This is a genomic window from Candidatus Clavichlamydia salmonicola (assembly GCF_015356765.1).
GTDB classification, from domain to species: domain Bacteria; phylum Chlamydiota; class Chlamydiia; order Chlamydiales; family Chlamydiaceae; genus Clavichlamydia; species Clavichlamydia salmonicola.
On sequence record NZ_WTCQ01000001.1, the window covers coordinates 109,851 to 131,819 of the forward strand.

22 protein-coding genes and 1 tRNA gene are annotated in these 21,969 nt (G+C 32.4%); 7 read left to right on the forward strand and 16 right to left on the reverse strand.

What is annotated here, in order from left to right:
- Positions 1–99 precede the first annotated feature (99 nt).
- The gene (locus CLAVI_RS00510) at positions 100–738 is read left to right on the forward strand and encodes an inorganic pyrophosphatase (RefSeq protein ID WP_194843632.1); all 639 of its coding nucleotides are present in this window, start codon (positions 100–102) and stop codon (positions 736–738) included.
- Positions 739–745: 7 nt separating this feature from the next.
- Here the strand turns inward: CLAVI_RS00510 and CLAVI_RS00515 are convergent, their stop codons facing one another.
- From CLAVI_RS00515 to CLAVI_RS00545, 7 genes are all read right to left on the reverse strand, one after another.
- Positions 746–1,183, reverse strand: a complete 438-nt coding sequence (locus CLAVI_RS00515) for a bis(5'-nucleosyl)-tetraphosphatase (RefSeq protein WP_194843633.1) — start codon at positions 1,181–1,183, stop codon at positions 746–748.
- Positions 1,184–1,210: 27 nt separating this feature from the next.
- Positions 1,211–2,464: a beta-ketoacyl-ACP synthase II gene (gene fabF, locus CLAVI_RS00520; protein WP_194843634.1), complete on the reverse strand. Its 1,254-nt coding sequence runs from the start codon at positions 2,462–2,464 to the stop codon at positions 1,211–1,213.
- Positions 2,465–2,478: 14 nt separating this feature from the next.
- Positions 2,479–2,838 (reverse strand): ribosome silencing factor, encoded by a 360-nt coding sequence (gene rsfS, locus CLAVI_RS00525; protein ID WP_194843635.1) that lies wholly within the window; start codon positions 2,836–2,838, stop codon positions 2,479–2,481.
- Between the two features lie 28 nt (positions 2,839–2,866).
- Complete coding sequence (locus CLAVI_RS00530) at positions 2,867–3,514, reverse strand: HAD family hydrolase (protein ID WP_194843636.1); 648 nt, start codon at positions 3,512–3,514, stop codon at positions 2,867–2,869.
- Between the two features lie 19 nt (positions 3,515–3,533).
- Positions 3,534–5,156, reverse strand: coding sequence for a hypothetical protein (locus CLAVI_RS00535; RefSeq protein WP_194843637.1), 1,623 nt, complete (start codon positions 5,154–5,156; stop codon positions 3,534–3,536).
- A gap of 299 nt (positions 5,157–5,455) precedes the next feature.
- The gene (miaA, locus tag CLAVI_RS00540; protein ID WP_194843638.1) at positions 5,456–6,424 is read right to left on the reverse strand and encodes a tRNA (adenosine(37)-N6)-dimethylallyltransferase MiaA; all 969 of its coding nucleotides are present in this window, start codon (positions 6,422–6,424) and stop codon (positions 5,456–5,458) included.
- An 84-nt stretch (positions 6,425–6,508) separates the two neighbouring features.
- Positions 6,509–6,844, reverse strand: a complete 336-nt coding sequence (locus CLAVI_RS00545; RefSeq protein WP_194843639.1) for an STAS domain-containing protein — start codon at positions 6,842–6,844, stop codon at positions 6,509–6,511.
- A 237-nt stretch (positions 6,845–7,081) separates the two neighbouring features.
- Here CLAVI_RS00545 and CLAVI_RS00550 point away from each other — a divergent pair, with 237 nt between their 5' ends.
- From CLAVI_RS00550 to CLAVI_RS00560, 3 genes are all read left to right on the forward strand, one after another.
- A complete protein-coding gene (locus tag CLAVI_RS00550; RefSeq protein ID WP_194843640.1) occupies positions 7,082–7,831 on the forward strand; it encodes a hypothetical protein in 750 nt (249 codons plus the stop codon).
- A gap of 50 nt (positions 7,832–7,881) precedes the next feature.
- Positions 7,882–8,211 (forward strand): divalent-cation tolerance protein CutA, encoded by a 330-nt coding sequence (gene cutA / locus CLAVI_RS00555; RefSeq protein WP_194843641.1) that lies wholly within the window; start codon positions 7,882–7,884, stop codon positions 8,209–8,211.
- A 67-nt stretch (positions 8,212–8,278) separates the two neighbouring features.
- Entirely contained in the window at positions 8,279–8,689 is a 411-nt protein-coding gene (locus CLAVI_RS00560) for a KH domain-containing protein (RefSeq protein ID WP_194843642.1), read from the forward strand.
- A gap of 61 nt (positions 8,690–8,750) precedes the next feature.
- On the opposite strand, the gene murC is transcribed toward CLAVI_RS00560, so the two are convergent.
- Genes murC through CLAVI_RS00595 form a run of 7 tightly spaced genes read right to left on the reverse strand, consistent with a single transcriptional unit; the run spans position 8,751 to position 17,944 of the window.
- Positions 8,751–11,147 carry a UDP-N-acetylmuramate--L-alanine ligase gene (gene murC / locus CLAVI_RS00565; RefSeq protein ID WP_194843643.1) on the reverse strand — a complete coding sequence of 799 codons (2,397 nt, stop codon included), beginning with the start codon at positions 11,145–11,147 and terminating at the stop codon, positions 8,751–8,753.
- 40 nt (positions 11,148–11,187) lie between these two features.
- Positions 11,188–12,255, reverse strand: a complete 1,068-nt coding sequence (murG, locus tag CLAVI_RS00570; protein WP_194843644.1) for an undecaprenyldiphospho-muramoylpentapeptide beta-N-acetylglucosaminyltransferase — start codon at positions 12,253–12,255, stop codon at positions 11,188–11,190.
- Positions 12,161–13,324 carry a peptidoglycan glycosyltransferase FtsW gene (locus CLAVI_RS00575; RefSeq protein WP_194843645.1) on the reverse strand — a complete coding sequence of 388 codons (1,164 nt, stop codon included), beginning with the start codon at positions 13,322–13,324 and terminating at the stop codon, positions 12,161–12,163. The genes murG and CLAVI_RS00575 overlap by 95 nt, the downstream gene beginning before the upstream one ends.
- A 7-nt stretch (positions 13,325–13,331) precedes the next feature.
- Positions 13,332–14,033 (reverse strand): lytic transglycosylase, encoded by a 702-nt coding sequence (locus CLAVI_RS00580; protein ID WP_194843646.1) that lies wholly within the window; start codon positions 14,031–14,033, stop codon positions 13,332–13,334.
- A complete protein-coding gene (gene murD, locus CLAVI_RS00585; protein ID WP_194843647.1) occupies positions 14,023–15,312 on the reverse strand; it encodes a UDP-N-acetylmuramoyl-L-alanine--D-glutamate ligase in 1,290 nt (429 codons plus the stop codon). Before murD ends, CLAVI_RS00580 begins: the two co-directional genes overlap by 11 nt.
- A gap of 42 nt (positions 15,313–15,354) precedes the next feature.
- Positions 15,355–16,527 (reverse strand): phospho-N-acetylmuramoyl-pentapeptide-transferase, encoded by a 1,173-nt coding sequence (gene mraY, locus CLAVI_RS00590; RefSeq protein ID WP_194843648.1) that lies wholly within the window; start codon positions 16,525–16,527, stop codon positions 15,355–15,357.
- Between the two features lie 49 nt (positions 16,528–16,576).
- Entirely contained in the window at positions 16,577–17,944 is a 1,368-nt protein-coding gene (locus CLAVI_RS00595; protein WP_194843649.1) for a UDP-N-acetylmuramoyl-tripeptide--D-alanyl-D-alanine ligase, read from the reverse strand.
- 107 nt (positions 17,945–18,051) lie between these two features.
- On the opposite strand from CLAVI_RS00595, the gene CLAVI_RS00600 reads away from it, so the two are divergent.
- The 3 genes from CLAVI_RS00600 (at position 18,052) to CLAVI_RS00610 (ending at position 20,974) form a co-directional block, all read left to right on the forward strand.
- Positions 18,052–18,122, forward strand: a tRNA-Cys gene (locus CLAVI_RS00600).
- A gap of 152 nt (positions 18,123–18,274) precedes the next feature.
- A complete protein-coding gene (gene groEL / locus CLAVI_RS00605; RefSeq protein WP_194843650.1) occupies positions 18,275–19,861 on the forward strand; it encodes a chaperonin GroEL in 1,587 nt (528 codons plus the stop codon).
- Positions 19,862–20,095: 234 nt separating this feature from the next.
- The gene (locus CLAVI_RS00610) at positions 20,096–20,974 is read left to right on the forward strand and encodes a metallophosphoesterase family protein (protein ID WP_194843651.1); all 879 of its coding nucleotides are present in this window, start codon (positions 20,096–20,098) and stop codon (positions 20,972–20,974) included.
- Between the two features lie 24 nt (positions 20,975–20,998).
- On the opposite strand, the gene CLAVI_RS00615 is transcribed toward CLAVI_RS00610, so the two are convergent.
- Positions 20,999–21,250 carry a hypothetical protein gene (locus CLAVI_RS00615; RefSeq protein ID WP_194843652.1) on the reverse strand — a complete coding sequence of 84 codons (252 nt, stop codon included), beginning with the start codon at positions 21,248–21,250 and terminating at the stop codon, positions 20,999–21,001.
- Between the two features lie 63 nt (positions 21,251–21,313).
- Positions 21,314–21,886, reverse strand: a complete 573-nt coding sequence (gene efp, locus CLAVI_RS00620) for an elongation factor P (protein WP_194843653.1) — start codon at positions 21,884–21,886, stop codon at positions 21,314–21,316.
- Between the last annotated feature and the right edge of the window lie 83 nt (positions 21,887–21,969).

Sequence of the window (21,969 nt, forward strand, 5' to 3'; positions counted from 1 at the left end):
GATCTGCCATCCTTCCATCAAAATCTCTTTTTTTCTTTTTAAAAACAATTTTTCTTATTAGAATTAGTTCTTATAAATTTATTCAAAGAAACATTGTCTATGACTCTTCAAAATCGCTTACACCCATGGCATGGGGTACATTTATCTGATAATAATTTAAAAACAATGAACTGTTATATAGAAATATTGACAGGAGATAATATTAAATTTGAAATAGATAAGCCTTCAGGCATTCTAAGAGTAGATAGACCTCAAAAATACTCTAATGCATCTCCATGTCTTTATGGCATGCTTCCTAAAACATATTCAGGAAAACAAGTTGCAGCCTTTTGTGGAAAAAAAATTAATCGAGAAGGAATTTCAGGAGACCATGACCCTATAGACGTTTGTGTTCTTTCTGATAACACTATTCAACAACGTGATATTTTGGTTTCAATCAAAATTCTTGGAGGCTTTCGGCTTATAGATAATGATGAAGCTGATGATAAACTTATTGGAGTAGTAGAAGGAGATCCTGCATATTCTCAATATCAAGAAATAGAAGAATTACCTGAAGCCATACTTTTACGCATTGAACACTATTTTCTTTCATACAAAGAATCCCCAGCAAATCTAAAGAATAACTCTAAAAGAAAGATAGAATTAATAGGAAGATATGGCCGCTTAGAGGCTTTAGAAATTATTCAGCTATCACAACAAGATTATATTAATGAAGTTTCTTCAATAAAAATGCTTTAATCAATAGCTATTGCAGAATTTTTAGCTGATTAATAACAGTTTGACAAATGTCTTTATTACTTTGAAAATGGATTTCTTTAGCTGCATCAGCTAAAGAATACCATGTACCATCCTTAATTTCTTCTGCTTGTAAGACTACTTCACCTTGAACAATGGCAGTAAAATACCAAACTGTTTTTTGATAATAGTCACCTTTAAAAAAAAATGAATAAGAAACTTCAAATGACTCTATAGGCAAGAAAGAAGAAACTTCTAACCCAGTTTCTTCTTTTAACTCTCTTTGGGCAGTTTCTTGAAATGTTTCTTCCTTTTCTACATGTCCTTTTGGAAAACCAACATGACCTCCATAACGATGCTTAATAAGAAAAACCTTCCATTCATTATCAGCATTCTTTTGCAAAGGAATAATTCCTGCTGCGTACTCCTTAATGCCTTCTATGTTCATTATTTTATTTAATCCAAAGCAAGATTCTTATTCATGAAATGCTCCCATAAGAAGAGACGCATTATGCCCTCCAAATCCAAATGAATTTGATAAAGCTAAATCTATATTTAATAATTGGGGCTCTCCTTTTATAAAATCAAAAACCATTTCAGGTATTGGATTATCAACATTGAGAGTAGGATGTATTTTTCCTTCTGCAATAGCCTTAAGGGTCACTATAGCCTCTAAACCACCTGCCGCACCTAATCCATGACCTATTAAAGATTTAGTCCCATTGACTTTAAGAGTATCCTCTTGTCCTACAAAAACAGTTTTTAAAGCAATAGCTTCTGATAAATCACCCAAAGAAGTTGATGTAGCATGCGCATTTACATAATTAACACGACGTTTATCTACACCTGCTTCTTTAATAGCCTGTTCCATGCAATGTATGACAGCAAGACCATCTTGTCGTGGAGCTGTGATATGATAAGCATCGCAACTCATACTACCACCTAATAATTCTCCCAAAATAACAGCACCTCGTGCTTTTGCATGTTCTAACTCTTCTATACATAACACACCTGCTCCTTCTCCCATGACAAAACCATCTCTATCTATATCCCAAGGACGAGAAGCTTTTTTAGGGTCATCATTTCTTTGGGAAAGAGCTTTATTTGCTATAAATCCTGAAAGACCAACATGATTAATAGCAGCCTCAGAGCCACCACAAAGCATTAAATCAGCTTCACCCATTTGAATATGTCGCATAGCAGCTAAAATAGAATAATTGCCTGTTGCGCAAGCTGTAGAAATAGAATAATTTGGCCCCATAAATCCAACATCAATACCAATCAAGGCACTTGTAATATTAGAAATAGAATAAGGAATAAAAAATGGAGACACACGTTTGAAACCACCTTCTTCTGCCATTTGCTGAATACCTTTTTCTAAAACATAAAGGCCCCCTAAACCAACTCCAACAACGACACCATAGCGAAATGGATCTTGGCCAGTTTCTAAACCTTGCCATCCTGACATCTCAAGAGCTTTTTTAGCAGCAACCATACCATAAGCCATAACAGGGTCTATACGACGTGCTTGTTTTTTATCAATATAATCACCTGGATTAAAATCTTCAATAAAAGCAGAAAAACGTGTGGAATAATCAGATACAGACATATGGGTCATCGTACGCACGCCACTGTCTCCCTGTAAAAGACGTTGATAAAATACATCTACATCATTTCCAAAACAGGAAACTACTCCCATACCAGTAACAACTACTCTTCGCTTTTTCATATTCCGCACCAATATTAAGCAACTAATGAATCTAAATTTAAAACTTTTCCAGCCTGCCACAATTGTTCAAGTTTATACTGATTTCTAACTGATGCAATAAAAAGATGTACTACAATAAAGCCATAATCAATAACAACCCAATCTGCTGATTGTAATCCCTCTACATACAATGGTGACAATCCATGCTTTTTTAATCCTTCTACAACAGCTTCGGCCAATGCTTTTACATGAACAAAAACAGTACCTTCTGTGAAAATAAAAAAATCAGTTAATGCTTCAAGATCTCTTACATCGAGGACTAAAGGATTTATAGCTTTTTTATCATCCAGGATCTTAAAAATCAGCCTTAAAGGCTCTTCTGACATATCTTTCATCTTTAATACCAGTATAAACTATTTATCATTAAAGCAAACTCCAACCCCATTTCATAGCCTCTTTTTTAAGAGATCTTTTGGGTTGTACTACCACAGCTTTTTTTGCTAAGCGTAAAAAAGGAAGGTCATCTATATCATCTGCAAATGCTTGTAAACATTCTTGACCATTTTTTATAAATTGCTGTACTACTAATGCTTTTTGTTGACCATTCATAAAACAGGATATAGCTATTAGCTTCCCTGTAGAATCTTCTCTGCACGTTGTGCCAAAAAAAATTTTTACACCTATTTTTTTAGCAATGGCCTCTACTAAAAAATCAGGTCCAGCAGAAAGAATTACAACTGGAATTTTTTCTTTTAGCGCTTTATCTAGCACTAACTTAACTGGAGAATAATATAATTTATGAAGCTCTTTTTCTACAAAATGAAACGCAAGATCTTGTAATTCATTTTTTGAATATCCTTTTAACAATTTATTAAAAGTAATTTGAGACCATCTATTATATGAACAAAATATTTTTTTTCTTATAAGTTGAAATATGGCTACAAAAATAGATAAGCAAGGAAAAAATCCTTGCTTTAAGCCAAAAAAATAAAAAGAAAATGAAGAATTACACTTTAATATAGTTCCATCCAAATCAAAGGCAAGAAAACCTGATTGATCTTTAGAATACAAGGAAGTTAACCATATAAATTTATTTAGTTTTTTTTCTAATCTCACTAATCTTCAAATCTAACTCTTTAATACCTTCATCCATTTTACCTAAAAGTTCTTTTTCTGCTTCTATTTTGGAATTATACAGGATTGCTTGTTCAAAATCTAAACCTGATCCACTGATAATTTTTCGGTATTCTTCTATTAATCCTTTAAGCTCTTTACGGCGTTCTCTTCTTTGACCTACTACATGAATAAGATTATCTAAAGTTGCCCGATCGTCATCAGATAAAGCTAATAAATTGCTTTCTTCTTTTTCAATCATTTTATCTTTAATTTCTTTCAATGAGCGCTCAATAACTTGTCTTTCAGTTTTATTAGATGGAAGTGAAACAAAACCTTTCTTCAACGATTCCCATTCTTCTCTAACAGCCCCAACAGTCATATTATCCATAGCAGTTATCAAAGTAGATATTTTTTCTTTGAAAGATTGAACTAATTCTCCATGTGCTTGCTCGATTTTTTCGCGCTTTTCTCGACGTAAATTTTCTTCATCATCTTTAGCTTGCTCAAATGGAGCTATAGTTTCCCTTAGCATATCTTTTAAAGATATTACATCTGCGTATACTAAATCTAACTGCCTCATCCATCGCAAAATAGCATCAACTTCTGAAAAACCTTGATCTGGAGTAATTTCTCCTTTAAGGTATTTTTCTGAAAGTTGAGCAGCTCGTTCTTTGACTAAAACTACATTTTCAGAAGAAACTTTTTTATTCTCTGCACTGTATCTTTTAATTTCTTTTTCTAAGCCCTTAAGTTGATCCCAACAACCACTTAATAATTTTCTAGTAGAAGAAAAAGCATGTGTATTAAGCACTAAAAGCTTTGCTACACTTTGGAGATTTTTAATTTCTTCTCTTAAAAAGAAGACATATTTCTTAACATTATCGCGATTAAAAACTTCATCTGCAAAATAAGCAGCTTCAAAACTTTTAACATCTGCTTCAAATTTTTCACTAACTTGCTTAATCAACTCTTTTCTTAAAGGAAATAATTTATCCCCTAAAGTAGACAGTCTCTGAAAAAACTTATTTTTAATGCGAATACGAGCCCCAATAGCGATAAGCTCTTTTCTTAACCCACTAATTCGAGAAACAAAAGCATTTAACCAAACTAAACGAGCATGTAACCAACGATATTCATCTTCAGATTCTTGAAAAGCTTTTGGCAATTCATTCAATGTAATCGAAGGGTCTCTTTTTATAAATAATTCTTGATCAGCAAAGAAAGCTTCTACATCTGTTTCTAAAGAAGCAATAGCTAACTCTAATTGATCTACTGCAAATGAAACTTCTTGCTCTGTAATTTCTTTTAATCGACGATTTTCGTTAGATAACTCTATATATTCATGCCATAACTGCGAACGCACTGCTCCATGCGCAACTGTTTTAAAAATAATAAGAAAACTGCCTGATGCAGTCCGAAAATTTTTTAAATCTGGAGCATTTTCTCCAAACAAACAATCTCTCATAAAATCGACGCTATAGCGCAATTTATCTTCTATGGACTGAACCAACTCCAACCCTTTTATGAAAGGATCTTCAGGATCAGGAACTATAGGAGTTAATCTTTTTTTTGGGAAATCGACAATGGAATTATTCATGAACAATTTTGAAATCAAACTAATCTAGAGAGAAAAAGCTTATATGCTTTCTCTACTTTTAGTCAATTATGTTTCCAAAAAATATAAAGAAAGACCTTTAATAATTTTTTACTCTTTTAAATTATTTCTTTTAATTTTTGCCAATTACTTAATCGATAAAAACTAAAAACAAATTAAAATAAAATTATTTTAATGTAAGATGGACAATAATATTTATGAATGGCATGCAGAAATTTTAGAGTAACATCCTTTATTAACCTATGATTATGAGGTAAAAATTCGTAGATTTCTTTTTTTGGCTAATGATTATTTGCAAAATTATCTGCTAATTCCTCAGCCAATATCTGTAAATTTTTGCCATTAATATCCAACACATCAAACAAAGGATCTTTTTTAAACCATGTACACTGCCTTCGCACATAACGTCGTGAAGCTGTTTTAAAATCAGCCACAAACGCATTGTACTCTTCCATTGATTGATTACTTTCAAGAAATTTTAAACACTGGGCATATCCTATTGACCTTGCAGCTGAAGGATTTTTTTGAATGCCTTCTTGCTTTAAAGCTTTAACTTCTTCTACAAAGCCTTCTGCTAACATAGCATCACATCTTTCATTAATACGTTGATGCAAGATGTCTCTAGGTAATGACAAAAACCATCCCATATATACATATTCTTCTGCTGTAGATTTATCTGGTCTTGCTTTACTCATGGCCCATTTACATGCACTAACAGGAGCACCTGTTAGTGTAATAATTTCAAAAGCTCGAACAATTTTATGAATATCTTTAGAAGAAATAGTACCTGCATATTCAGGATCATATTCATGTAATTTTTCATACATTGACAGGACGCCTTGTTCTGCCATTTGAGCTTCTATCTGCGCTCTAATTTCTTTAACAGATGGTGGTCCTGGAGGCGGCCCTGAAACAAAAGTTTTAAAGTAAAAACCTGCGCCTCCAACTAGAATAGGCACTTTATTTCTAGCTAATATAGAATCGCAGACCTGCCGAGCTTCATAATAAAAATCTACAACATTGAAGGGTTCTTGAACATGCCTTATATCTATGAGATGATGAGGAACAGAGTCTCTCTCTTTTTTAGATACCTTTGCTGACCCAATGTCCATGCCCCTGTATACTTGGATAGAGTCTGTGGAAATAATTTCACCATTTAATAGCTTCGCTAACATTATAGAAAGAGCAGTTTTCCCCACTCCTGTTGGACCAGCTAATAAAATTATTTTTTTGCCAGGCTGCTTTTTCATTAAGCACCATTTTTTAACCAAAGTATCTGGTCCTTGAAGACAAAGTGGATGCTCTTTACATTCCGAAAGAAAAGATTTTACCATTTATAAAAAATACGAAAAACTAACTTTTTCTGTTTCACAAATTTGTAAAACGTTATCAAATCCTGCTATACGCAAAATATCCAGCACTTCTTCTTGTAATTCACACAAAATTAAAAGCCCTTCATGATGACACATCTTGCGATGAACTGATAATAGGCCTCTTACCCCAGCACTACTAAGGTATTTGGTATTTTGCATATTCAAAAGTAGTTTCTTACTTCCATTATTTATGAGAGTACTCAGTTGATCTTCCAACATTGTAGCTGTGGCTGCATCTAATCGTTCTTGCAGGAAAACAATTAACACATCCCCTCTTTGTTCGACCTGGAATTTCATGCCTAATCTCCCTTATAAAATTTAATAATCTGATGTAAACATTATTGTTATTCAGAATAAAAAAACAATTTTCCTAGAAAATTGCAAAAATCTATTCATATAAGAATGCTCTTTTCTTCATTTATTGTTAAAATGAAAATAATAATGGCTTCAAAAGAGATAAAAGCCCTGTACCAAAATTTTTTATTCTTTTAAACCATTATCTCTAAATTTTTTATTCTTAATGGAATCATTACATTGCGTAGGCATTTTTTATTTATCATTATTCTCATTTCTTCTTGCCTTTCTCTGGGCCTAGGCGCTTTTATCTTTAATGACTATTCATTTAAATCCCAAAACACTCTCATTCAATCTTTTCAATTAATTTCAAAAACTCCTGGGGATCATATCCCTCCTCATTTTTTTATAGAAATGTTAGGCTTATATAAATCTTCCAAGCTCACACTTCGTTCATTTGATAAAAAAGCAGCTGAACAAATTCTTTTAAACACACACCTATTCTCAGAAGTATCCATATCTCTAAACATATTTGGAGAACCTATCATCCACTATGCATTACGGCAACCTGTTGCTTATGCTGGTAATATTTCCAATATGGCAATAGACGCCTCTGGATGTTTTTTTCCTAAAGCAGCTTTTGTATCTTTAAAAAAGCTTCCTTTTTTATATATAGGGAATCCTGAAATTATTGCTATTTCTGAAAAACTTCCTCCAAAAATATTTGCTATCTTTCAAGACATTGTTAAACTTTTATTAACTATACCCCTAGAATATGTTGATTTTTCTTTACTAGATCAAGATGGCGCATTTAAAGAAATTCATATCAAAACACGCTCTGGAGATTTTCTTCGTACGACTATCTTTAATTATGATAAAGAGTTGCTAGGTTATCTTTTCATGCGTAATACTTCTTCCAATAGCATTCCAGCTGCTTCTGTTTTTGATCTTCGTATCCCTAACATCGCATTAATAATTAATGAAAATTAATAATTGTTTATTATATTTTATTTTTTTTAACAATTAAACATGAACTCATTATGCAAACTGAATGGATACTTATTTATTGGACCTGTTCATCAAAAGATGAAGCACAGTCAATTATTACAGATTTACTCGACCAATCATTGATTGTTTGCGCCAATATCTCATCACCAATACAATCCATGTATAAGTGGAAAGGCATTATTGAAAAACAAACAGAGCTACAAATCACACTAAAAGCACATCATTCATTATTTCAAAAAATTCAAGATTTTATTTGCTTAAATACTGCTTATGAAATACCAGAAATCATTGCTGTTAATGTATCTTATCTTAGCCCTGGGTATGCTATCTGGTTAAGAGAAAACTCTCTCCTTCTTGATTAAAAACACTAATCTATGAGACAATTCTAGGATTATCTCTTTATGATCCTAATTTTATGGATAGTTATATATGGAAGAATTTGTTGCCTATATTGTAAAAAATTTGGTTGCTGAACCAGGAGAAGTTCAAGTTTTTTCTTCTCCTGAAGAAGATGGCATAAAAATAGAAATTAAAGTTGCTCCTAATGATGTTGGCAAAATTGTTGGTCGTCGTGGCAATACCATTCATGCACTGAGAACTATTGTTCGTCGCATTTCTTCTCGAGTGAAGAAAAAAGTGCAGTTGGAGTTAATTCAAACTTATGCTGATGAAAGTCCTGATTTATCTTCAGAAGATTGTATGGAAACACCTAACCATGCTCCTGCTTCTTCTTGTTGTCATTCAGGAATTTCTTGTTGTATGAACCGACGTCAAGATATAGAAAGTGATCTACAAGAAAGCTCAGATTTTATAGAAGAAAAAGAATTAGAAAACGCATAATTAATTTTTTATGTATTTTTTTAAAAAAGCAAATATCTACATAATATTTGCTTTTTTTACTTCATATCACTCCATTTTTTATGCTTAATGCTAAAAGATGTTCTATCACTTTTTTTGGAGTTATGCCCATTTTTTCTAAGCTCTGAGTAAATGTGCTATGCAGAGTACATCCTGGAATGGAATTAATTTCAGAGAACCAAAATTGATTATTTTCATCTAAAAAGAAATCTACTCTCCCTAATCCTGTGGCTCCCATTGCTTGATAAATCTTTAAGGCATGCTGTCTACCTACCTGTATTAACTCATCTGAAAGATCTATAAATTGAGATTTTATTCCTTTTACTCCATTAAGCCCATATTTATAATTATAATCTAAAAAACATCCCTGTGATAATCTTTCAGCAGGAAACCCTTCTAATAAACCTAACTTAAAAGCATCCCCTAGAAATGAAAATTCTATTTCGCGACAGCCCAAACGACTTTCTTCAATTATAATCTCATTATGCAGGGAAAAACATTCCTGCAAAACACTCTTCAACTCTAATTTTTTATAAACACAAAACGTTCCTACACTTGACCCTAAGTAAGATGCTTTCACAAAAAAAGGAAAATCAAATGTTTTCACAATTTTTTCTATTACTTGTTCTGACTGATGTTTCCACTCATCTAGATGAATTACTAAAAATGGAACAGTAGGAACTCCTATCTGAAGAGCCACTCTTTTTGTTAATACCTTATCTATAGTAGAGCAAGCATAAGAAAAAGAGGGTCCTGCAATAGGCTTTTTATAGATAAAAGCAAGAGCTTGTAGATAACCATCTTCTCCAAATGTACCGTGTAGCATTGGGTAAATCACATCAATATCTTTGAGAAATTTCTGAACAACTGGAGAATGAATCTCTTCCCCCATATCTTCTGGTATTGTAGAAAGAGTCGTATCTTGCAAAAATATTTCTGCACGCTCTCCTATTTCCCAATGTAATTGAAGATTAACCGCAGCATGAATTACTTCATGGACTTCTTTATCAAAAACATTAATGATATGCCTAGCAGATAAAATTGATATATCATGCTCATACGAAGGCCCTCCAAATAAAAATCCTATCTTTAAAGAACGTGGAACAAAATCCTTTAATTCATCATGAAGATAATTAATATCCCCTGCTCCTAATGTAATACAGATATCATAAGGTAAAATAAGCTCTGTTATCATTTTTTTTATTGCATCACGTGGCACATAACGACAGACTTGCTTGAATGTTTTGGATATAGATTTCACAAAATCTATTGAACTGATCCCCTCTATAGGATCTTCTCCAGCAGCTTCCATATCTGTGACTAATATAATGTCTGCATAGCCAAAAGCCTCTTTAAATTCTGACCAAGAATGTTGTAACCGAGAAAATCTATGAGGTTGAAAAATAGCTATAAGACGACGATGAGGCATAAGCTCATACAAGCTCTTAAGCGTTGCATTAATAGCTGTTGGATGATGAGCATAATCATCTAAAAATAAGACTTCTTTAATTTCTTGTTTTTGTTCTAAACGTCTTGCTACTCCAGGAAATGTAGCAAATGCTTGCCTTATTATCTTTTCAGATATTCCTAACATGAGACAAAGAGCAAATATAGGAATAGCATTAGAAACATTGTGAACACCTGGTATATTTAATAAAATGTCATGATACGACCTTTCATTAATATTAAGATCAAATAATGACTGCATCCCCCTTATACGATAATTTGATAAACGAATAGCACAGCCATCTGAACATCCATATGAAATACTTCCTATTGGCCAAGAACATTTAGCTAACTCCAGACAATCACCATTATATAACAAATATTCTGGATTTTTTACCTTTTGAATAAAATTATTTATACTCTTTCTTAAATTATCCATTGTTTTATGATAATTTAAATGATCCTTATCAAGATTTGTAATAATTGCAGAAAACGGTTGGTAATACTTTAAAGAACCATCACTTTCATCTAACTCAGCAACAAAATAAGGTCCTTTCCCAAAAGTTCCATTACTTTCCTGCAACATTCCACCAATAGAAAAAGAAAAATCTTTATTAGCTGTTTGTAAAACAAAGGTTAGAAGAGCAGAAGTGGTTGTTTTACCATGACTTCCTGTAACAACTAAACTTTGTTGCCCTTCCATTAAAGTTGCTAACAGCTCGGCTCTATGCATCATCTGAGAAGAATGAACTAATGCTTCTTGATACTCTTCATTATTCACTGATATAGCTGAGCTGTAGACAACAATACTATTAGAAGGAATATGAGCGGCAACATGACCTTTAAAAATGTTTGCTCCTTGAGCGACTAAATCATCAGTACCTTTATGTAAATTTAAATCACTACCCGAGACTTTATGATTTTTTGCTAATAAAATACGGGCTAAGCTACTCATGCCAATGCCCCCGATACCTATAAGATGATAATTTATCATATTTTTTTACTCATTTTATGGGGAAATTTTTATTTTATACTTATAAAGAAATCAGCATTTGATTGAGTATATCAATGCATTCAATATTAACTCTCCCGAGCTTATAGAATTGAATATTTTCGATTAAAGATTTTCTCACTGATGGCAATAACATTTTTTTAATAAATTGAGTTATGGATATCTCTAAATTAGAATCTTCTTGTCCCCAATACCCACCTTTTACTTCATCTGTAAAAAAAACAGCATTAAATTTTTGATGTGCTCCTGCATAAGGGTAAGGAATTAACAAAGCAGGTTTTTCAAAATATAGTAAATCAAAAATAGACCCTGCGCCTGCTCTAGCTATAACAAAATCAGCACAACTCAATGCTGAGGCCATATTTTTTTCAAATGGTTTTACCTCTGCAGTTATTCCTAAATTTGCATAAAACTGTTCATACATAGAAACGTCTTCTTGATAACCTATTAGATGAATCACCTGTATAGATCTTTCTGAAGAAGAGATTTTTTTAATAACTTTACATATGCTTTTGTTGATAGAAGAGGCGCCTTGAGAGCCTCCCATAATAAGAACAATTGGTACGTCTTGTTGAAACCTTTCTTTATAATAATTTGTTGCAGTACATACCTTTTGAGGATAATTAACAGTAGTAATATCTCCTTTTAAATATTTCTTTGTCTGTTCAAATGAAACCAAAACTTTCTTCACAAAACGAGATAATAGCTTATTTACCTTTCCTGGCATGATATTTTGCTCATGCAAAACAACAGGAATACGCATAAGTAATGCAGCTGTAACAGCTGGTAAACTATAATAACTTCCAAAGCCAATAACTATATCTGGATTAAATTTTCTTAAAATTCTCCAAGAAGCATAAATACCTTTGCATAAGTAATAAACACTCTTAAATAGTGATTTTAACGATAAAGAAGCCGATGGCACATCATGAAAATTAAACAGCTCTTTTTTAAAAAAAAAGTTAGAAGAAAGCCCTTTGCTAATAAACAGGATCTCATATCCCTTTTCTTTTAACTGTTGTGCTATTTCTTGTGCGGGAAAGAGGTGCCCTCCTGTTCCGCCTGCTGCTATTATAATTTTTTTGTTCATGTTGACCAATTTTTAATAAAAGAGCTAGCCCACAAAAATTAGCAATAAGAGAAGAGCCTCCCTGACTAAAAAAAGGTAAATTAACCCCTTTACTAGGCAAAAGCCCTGACACTACTCCAAGATTTAAAAAGACCTGAAAGGCCACTATAAAAGCAATAATTGCAGCTAAATACGCCCCTTTGATAGTAGCACTATTAAGACTTACTACAAAGCTTCCATACGCTAACGTTGCATAGAAACTTGTTAATACTAAAATACCTATAAATCCAAATTCTTCTGCATAGATTGCAGCTATATAATCATTCTTTGCCTCTGGTAAATAGGTTAATTTTTGTAAACTATTACCGGGGCCCTTTCCAAAAATACGTCCTGATCCTGCAGCTATTTTTGCCTGATGTGGTTGATGCCCTTTTCCTTTTAAATCTAACCCAGGGTTTAAATAAACAGCAATACGTCCTCGCACATAAGGCAAATTATAAGCAGTCACACTCCCGATAATTAAACTTACTAAAAGTGGCCACATCCAAAATTTTAAAGGCACCTCAGATATTATAAATAAAACAACCATCGTAGCTAACAATACAAGAGCTGTGCCATTATCAGGTTCTAACATCACCAAAATAACAGAAATAAGTAAAGATGATGCAAGAATTAAAAATTTTTTAAATGACTCCTTATATTCAGGAAAAGAGGTAATTTTTTCGATATAAAATAAAGGCATTATATATTTAATAAACTCTGAAGGTTGTATATGCAATCCTGCAAAATTAAGCCAGCGATGCGCTCCTTTACGACATACTCCAATACCTGGAACAAAAACTAAACATAAGGCCAAAATATTTATAGCAAACAAAACTGGACTTATACGAATAGCTTCAAAAATACCTATTTTCCAAACTAAATAAGCTATAAAACCAGAAATACAAGCATAAGTAATTTGACGAAATAATGCATAATGAGTGCTACAACTCAAAGATTTATCTAAAACCTCTGCTGATGAAGTATTAAACACCATTGTTAATCCTGTGGCAAAAATCAAAAAAAAACAAATGATGATGACTAACTTCATAAACTGCTTACCTTATTCTTAAACGATCACCTGGCTTTAATGTCCTGGCACGTTGTTCATCAAGATCATTAAGTCTTAATAGATCTTCCAGCTTCATACGATGACGCATCGCAATAGCCCACGGACTATCGCCTTCTTTGATAAGATAATACTCTACAGAATCTATGAATGTTGCTGCTTGACTTTCAGTACTATTTACATCATCTACGAGTGGTACTTTTAAGATTTGACCTATTTGTAACTGAGTAGATGTAAGGTTATTTACCCTCATAATAACAGTGACAGTTGTACGGTTAGCTTTTGCTATCCGTTCTAAGAAATCACCTTTTTTAACCACAACATTAACAAAATGTTCTTTCTTTTCTTTTTCTGCTAATTTACGAACGCTTTCTTCTGCATTTGTGGAAGGAATAGAAGTCATTCCATATGCTTCTTCTTTAGTCAAAGAATGTGTAGAGGAAGTAACCCCTTTTTCTTGATTTGCTGTTTCTTTTTTGCTTATCCCTGGAACAAATTCCTTAAGAATATCTTCTTCCACAATTGGAATAATCTTGGGATGAACCTTAACAGGAATAGTTTGTTCTGATGCAGTTTGAACCAGAGAACTGTCATTTGTAGCGTTCTTAGAGCGCAGTGAAGTAGCAAATAACACCACTAATAAAATAGCATTCACAGCTATGGCGGCTATCATGGTTTCTTTACGATTCATCTTCCTCATCCTTACTTAAAGATGTTACCAATTTTTTAAAACAATTGCCTCTATGATCATATCCATTAAATTGATCAAAACTCGAGCAACCTGGAGACAATAAAACTGTTTCGCCTTGAGCAGCAATATCATGCGCAGCCTTTACAGCCAGCTCTAAATCATGCACACAGAATACATCATACTCAGGAGATAATGCCTTATAAATATCAGCAGCAGACTCTCCTATAGCGAAAATTGCTTTTATCTTCGATCTAAATAGACTTCGCCAAAAAGAAAAATCTATATTTTTTCCTTTACCACCAGCAATCAGTATAATAGGCCCTGAAATAGAATAAACGGCTTGAACTACTGCTCCAAGATTTGTGCCTTTGCTATCATTAACATAATGAACATTACAAATATCTTTTACAAACTCAATTCGATGCTCAGGTTTTTGAAATGTCTTTACTGCCTTACAAAAAACTGATTCAGAAATAGGCAGAATTACAGAAACTATACTTAATGCTGCAGCATAATTATCTATATCATGCTCATATGTACCTTCCAATAAACCTTCTTTTTTTAAACATGTTTTCACAAAATTTTTCAAAAAGGAATACACAAAACATTTCTTAAAAGGAAATACAAATCTTAATTCTTCATGAATATAAACAGGGTTATCCACATTTACACAATCAAGCATACAAGCTTTTGCTTCTTGATAAGCCTCTATACTTTTATGAAAGTCTAGATGATCTGGAGTGATATTTAAAATTACAGCAGCTTCAAAAAAATTATGTTTTCCTAAATGAGCCAATTGAAAAGAGCTTGCTTCTATAACTAATACCTCTTCTGTAGCATCTAATGCTGCAATAACAGGATCTCCTACATTACCAATAGCACGAGCAGTTTTTCCTGCATGATTTAAAAGATGCGCTGCAAATAATGTTGTTGTTGTCTTTCCATTAGTCCCTGTAACTCCAAGACATCGATAACATTTTTTATTTTTCAGCAACATTAACCCTAATTGAAACTCTCCTATAATAGGTATTGCTTTTTCTTCTACTATTTTTCTTAAAGGATGATCTAAAGGGATACCTGGAGAACAAACACAACTATGAATATCTGAAGGAAATGCTTCTCCTTTCTTTAAAATTTCATAGCCTTTTTTTTGAAATAAATGAAGTTTTTCTAAAGAATCATCTGCACAGATAGTAGCAATGTTTTGCTTTTTTAAATAATCAGCAACAGCGCTTCCTGAAATTCCCATTCCTATAATGAGCACTTTTTCTTTTAACATTACTACCTATACTTCTATTTGATTGTTTTAAAAAATTATCTTTTAAAAACTAATTTTTAAAATAATCAAACCTATAAAAGCAGCAACACCACCAATTACCCAAAATCGCATTACAATACTTTTTTCTGATAATCCCTTATATTCAAAATGATGATGAATAGGAGCACATAAAAAAATTCGTTTTTTTCTATAACGCATACTTAAAATTTGTAAAATCACAGATAAGACCTCAATTAAAAATACTATCCCAACAATAGCTAATAACAATTCTTGTTTTATAATAATAGCTGATGCTCCTAATACTGCTCCTAAAGGTAATGAGCCACAATCTCCCATAAAAACTTTAGCTGGACAAGTATTATAACGAAGAAATCCTAAACAAGCGCCTATAATAGCTCCTAGCATGATAAAAGCAGCTTCATAGGGAGACCCATATAAAAAATTTATCCCTATGGCAGTTATTTTTAAATGAGATAAGTACGATGCATGCATTAAAGGAATGGCACTTAATACAACCACGCCAGCAGCTAATCCATCTAATCCATCTGTAAGATTGACCGCATTTGAACTTCCTGTCAGAACAAAAATAATAAAAATGACGCCTATTAACACTCCAAAATATCCTAAGATTTTTACAGGATAAGGATAACATGGTAGCTGCAATAAAAATTCAGGTTGGTGAAAAAAAGAGCTGATATTTTTTACTCTGTAAGCAATATCTCCTGACTCTTGCAAGACCTGCTCTCCAGGAGAAACTAAAGTAAAAAAAGCTACAACTCCCCCCATGAAAAATTGTACAAGAAATTTTTTTAGAGGAGTAATACCACCAGCATTTTGATATTTTACTTTCTTACGATCATCAAAAAAACCAACTATCCCCCCGCTACATAAAATTACCAAAAGCAATCCATTATAAATATTATGAGTCCCTCCCCAAAAAATACACGACATAGTAATAGAAAGAAGAATAAGCAATCCTCCCATAATAGGAGTTGCTTTTTTATGTGCATGTAACTGATTTAAAGTGCCACAATAAGGGCGATCTTCTAACAAACTTACCCTATAACAAGAAAGCATTTTTATAAAAAAAGGACCTAAAAATAACGTAAGTAACCAAGAAGAAACAAGAGCTCCTATGCCAGATAATAAAGTGCTTCCTAATGAAGATGAAAGACCTAACCACTGTTCTAGTAATTTACAGATACACCCAACCATAAGTCCTTACTAATAATAAATTTTCTTACTTATATTTTTTAAATATCATTTATTCGTAAAGATTTATTAATTTTTCTAACTCAAAAGTACGACTACCTTTTAATAAAATAATGTCACCAGACTGTGCTAATTTTTGTAAATAAACAGCACCTTCTTCAGTAGAAAAGACAAAAGAAATCTTATTTTTTTTAGCATTAGGAACAACGTCCTTACAACATTCCCAAAATGGACCAATACAAATTAAATAATCTACATGTTGGCATGCTGAAATAAAAGCTTCCTTATGTCCTTCTTCAGAATAAACTCCTATTTCATTCATTTGAGCCAAGACAGCAATCTTTTTTCCATTTAATGCTGATGGCATTGCTTCCAATGCTGCTTTCATTGATTCTGGAAGTGCATTATAAGCATCATTAATGAAAACTATACCTTGTCTTTTTACACTTTCAAAGCGCATGGGAGGCATCTTTAACTCATTATTTTCTATGCAAAATAAAAGCTTTTCTACTGGAACACCTGCTATAAATGCTGTCGAAAAAGCAATCAATAAATTGCGATAAGCAGGTTTATATGAAAAATGTATCTTAATCTTTGTTTCACCTTGAGGATGTTTAATAATAACAAAGTCTTCTTTTATCAATGAAAACGAAAAAGAAGCCTGCACATCATGATTAGCAAATGTAAATACTGAGGCCACATGTTGAGTTTTTTGATGAAACAAATCTGTATATGGAGAATCTAAAGGAAAAAGAGCTGTCGTTAATAACGAAGAAGAAAAAATTCTTGCTTTTTCTTCAGCAATCCCTTGTATGCCATTAGCAAAAAATTTTGCATGTTGAGGAGCAATTCCTGTAAGTACTGCAATAGTTGGTGGGGCAAAAGCTAGTAGCTGATCTAAGTCTCCAGGTTCACTACTACCCATTTCTAATAAAAGGAAATCTTGTTCTTCTTCAGCCATAATAATACTCATAGGTAAAGACAACCTCGTATTATAATTTTTTGGACTCCAAAAAATATTAAACTCATTACTTAATAAATCTTTTAAAAAATATTTTACTGTTGTTTTTCCCAAAGAGCCTGTTATTCCTATGATAGGAATAGCTTTCTTTTGTAAAACTATTTTTGCTAATTTTCGTAAATTATCAGCAACATCTTCAACTGCTAAAAAAGACAATCCCTCAGATAATGACTCTTTTCCTTTTAAAAGAACGACACCTACTGCACCTTTATCTTTAGCTTCTTTAATAAATGAGTGCCCATCAACACGATTACCTGGTAAGGCAAAAAATAAATCTCCTGGATTAACCAAACGACTATCAATGGCAATCCCTAGTATTTTTTCAGGACTAAGCTTCAGATCATTAAATTCAACAAAATTTTCTTCTAATAAACCAGATCTCATTCCTTTTCCTTTCAAAATTTCTTTTTTTTAAAATTATATCAGTTGATAAAAAGACTACATAAAAAAGTAAAATGATTGAGATTTAATTATCAAAATTTGATAATTTCTTACCTGGCTCATATGGTGGCATAGCCAAGTGGTAAGGCAGTGGCCTGCAAAGCCTCTATCCCCAGTTCGAATCTGGGTGCCACCTTCTTTATTTTATACATCAATAAAAATATATTTTTTCTACTTATAATATTATTAATCATAAAAATATTATTCTTTTATTTCATTCATTGAGAACTAAACATCAAAACTGGTATAGATTTTAAATTCTAATTATTTTTATATAAAAGGTGATTTATGAATATACCTAAAGAATTAATGTTTAGCCATGATGTCCGTAAAAAACTATCTGATGGCATTAGTAAAATAGCCCAAAGCATTCGACATACTTTAGGCCCTAAATGTCGCTTTACAGGGTTTGAAAAAGAAAAAGGAGAAGGCTATACCATTACATCTGATGGTGGCTATATTTTAAAAGATATGGTCTTACCTGATCAGTTTGAAAATATGGGAGCTGGACTAGCTATAGAAGTTGCTGTGAATATCAAAGAACAGCATGGAGATGGTGTAACTACGAGTATTATTCTTATGGATGCAGCAGTCCAAGAAGGTCTACAGATGATCCAAGCAGGCTTTCAACCAGTAATTTTACAAAAAGGTATTAATAAAGGAATAGAACTTGTCATTCAATATCTAAAAAAAATATCTATTAGTGCTCAAAGAGATAATGTTATAGAAAAGGTAGCTTTCACCTCATCAGGAGGGAATGCTGAATTAGCAAAAATTGTCATGTCTGCCTTTGAGCAAGTTGATGAAAAAGGATTTGTTAGCGTAGAAACTGGTCGCCAAAGAGAGACTGTTGTAGAAATTATTAATGGTTTACGCATTCCTACTACTCGCCTTAACCTTTCCTATTTATCCAGTAATGAAACAAGCGGAACCATAGAAAATGCCTATATCTTACTGTCAGATAGAGTAATTAACTCTATTCATGAACTCTTACCTATTTTACAAATCCTTTCTCAAGAAAATCATCCTCTAGTCATTATTTGCAAGAGCATAAGCCATGATGTCTTAGCTTCATTAGCAGCAAATAGTATTCAAGGACATATAAAGGTTGCTGTTATTTCTATCAAAGTTTTAGAACAATTAAGCAAAGGCTGGCTTTATGATGTAACAATCTTTTCAGGTGGGGTTCCCTTAACAGAAGAAACAGGTCATGATCTAAGAAAGATTTCTAAAGCGCATTTGGGATTTTGTAAAAAAATTATTATAGGGGAAAATAATTCTACGTTTATTGGAGGAAAAGGATCAAAGACTGCTTGCGAATCTCGATGTTTACATATGGATATTATAGCCAATAAAAGAAACAAAGTTGCTGACAAAGATTCATTTAAAAAAAGACAAGCAATGCTTCAAAGCCAAGTAGCATTAATCAAAATTGGCGCAGATAGTGATCTTGAATTTCGCTATAAAAAAATTCTATGCAAAGACTGTGTTAATGCTGTAAAAAGCGCTTTATCTAATGGAGTCCTTCCAGGAGGAGGTATTGCTTTACTAAGAGCTGCAAGTCTTTTAGAATCTAAACTTCCCTCTGATGCTGCTGAGCGAGCTGGCATGAACATTGTTATACAAGCTTGTAAAGCCCCATTTTTACAATTATTATCTACTCATGAACAACGTGGATGTATACAAAGAGAAATACTTGAAGACACTAATCCATTTGTTGGGTTTAACTTAGTTTCAGAAAAAATTGAAAATCTTTATGAACATGGAATCCTTGATCCTACCCGTATAGTTTTAGAAGTTTTTGAAAAAGCTCTTTCTTCTACTGCTACCATATTACTAACAGAAGTCGCTATTGGAGACGCTGATATTCCATAACATACTGTCTTTGCATTTTATTGATCAGAGCAACGTCCTCTTTCTTAATTTAATACACGATTAAAGAGGATGTTATGAACCTTTCAGCAAATAGCGATTTTATTAATAGTATAAATAAGTTTAAAAAGCAGTTATTAATAAAAATGGAGTCTTTCTGCTAAGAATAAAGCTTTTTTTTTCTTGTTAAAATTTTTTATTTTAACTATTTATATAAGATTGCAATAGGTATTATGTATGACATTTCCAGAAAAAATCTGTATTTCTCACCTATCTGATATTCATTTTGCATTTTTACGTTCACATCCTTCCTCCTGGCTTAACAAACGTCTAAAAGGACTCCTTCGCATCTTATCTGGATCTGTTAATTTTAAAACTCAAAGAATCCATCAACTAGCTCCTCTATTAAAACAAAAAGGAGTTAATCATGCCTTTATTACTGGGGATTTAACCTTAACTGCTACTCCCTACGAATTTAAACAAGCGCTATCATTTATAAAAACTTTCCAGAAACAAAAAATTAATGTAGATATTTTACCTGGAAATCATGACTACTACACAACTGATTCTTTTCAAAAAAACCTTTTTTATCATACCTTTCCTAATATAGATCTGCAGCGAAATAAAGTTTATATCAAGCAACTCACCCATAATTGGTTTTGGATAGGATTAGACTGTACTTATTGTAATAAATGGAATACTGCTCATGGATTATACTCTTTCTCTATAGATCAACAGCTAAGATCAATCTTATCATCATTACCTAACTCTGCAAAAGTAATCATTGGGAATCATTTTCCTGTGCTTCCTGGCAAAAAAGCTTCTCATGATCTTTTAGGTTTTGATCTATTACAAAAAACTTTGAAAGAATTTTCTACAATTAAACTGTACCTTCATGGGCATAATCATAATGGAAGTATTATAGATAAGAGAAAAGAATCTTTTCCTATTATTATCGATGCGGGATCTGCAACGCTTATTTCTAAATCATCATTTTTTATTATACATTTATCTATTAATGAAATGAAAATAGAACAATTTACTATCAATAATTTGGATAAGCTTGATACTCCACTAAGTCTTAGCGCTATTCCAATAACAACTTTCTCGACTTAAACAACTCAGCAATATAAATAAAAACTAAATAAGATCTTCATATAAACGAGTTAAAAAACTTTTTATTCCTTCAGGAGATGCTGGATAACGAGCTTTGATATGGGCAACGCTTTCTAATGAAGAAGTTTCTTCTTCATTATTTTTTAAGCGTTCTACCCATTTTTGTATTTTTTTTTCTTCTGCAGCAGAAAATTCTTCCCTTTGGAAAGATTTTTCTCTGAGCTTTTTTAAAAGCTCTACTTCAACAGAACTATCTTTAAGAAGATCTTTATACATGTCCTTAGACTGCTCTTTTAAAAAAAAAAATTAAAGATAAAAATAACTTTTTAATAAAAATAATTATTTTGCAACGCGTGATTCATATTCGCCTGTGCGAGTATCTACTCTAATTTTTTCCCCTTCTTCAATAAAAATAGGAACCATGACCTTAGCACCTGTATTAGTAACAGCCGCCTTTAATACACGACCTGATGCTGTATCGCCACGAATTCCTGGGGCAGTTTCAGCTATAGTCATCTCCATAAAAATAGGCGCATCAACAGTAATAATATCTCCATTATAGAATAGAATTTCATAAACAATCTCTTCTACAAGCCATTTACGGATATGTTCTAATTTTTCCCATCCAATTACTTCTTGATCATAAGTCTCTTCATCCATGAAAGTCCCACCAAATTGATCAGTATACAATAACCTCATCCTCGATTCAGCAATATCAGCTGTTTCTATAGAATCCCCAGATTTAAAAGTTTTTTCAATAACTCTGCCAGAAATTAAATTTCTAATTTTAATCCTGTTAAAAGCTTGTCCTTTCCCTGGTTTAACAAATTCATTTATTAAAATCACATAAGGTTGTTTTTCAATTTCTACCTTAAGGCCCACTTTAAATTCACTTGTGCTGACACGAACCATAATTTTCACATTTTTAATTTATTCTTTCTTCTGTTGATAGGCCCTATCTAATAATTTGACTTCATACAGAAGCAGTTATCATT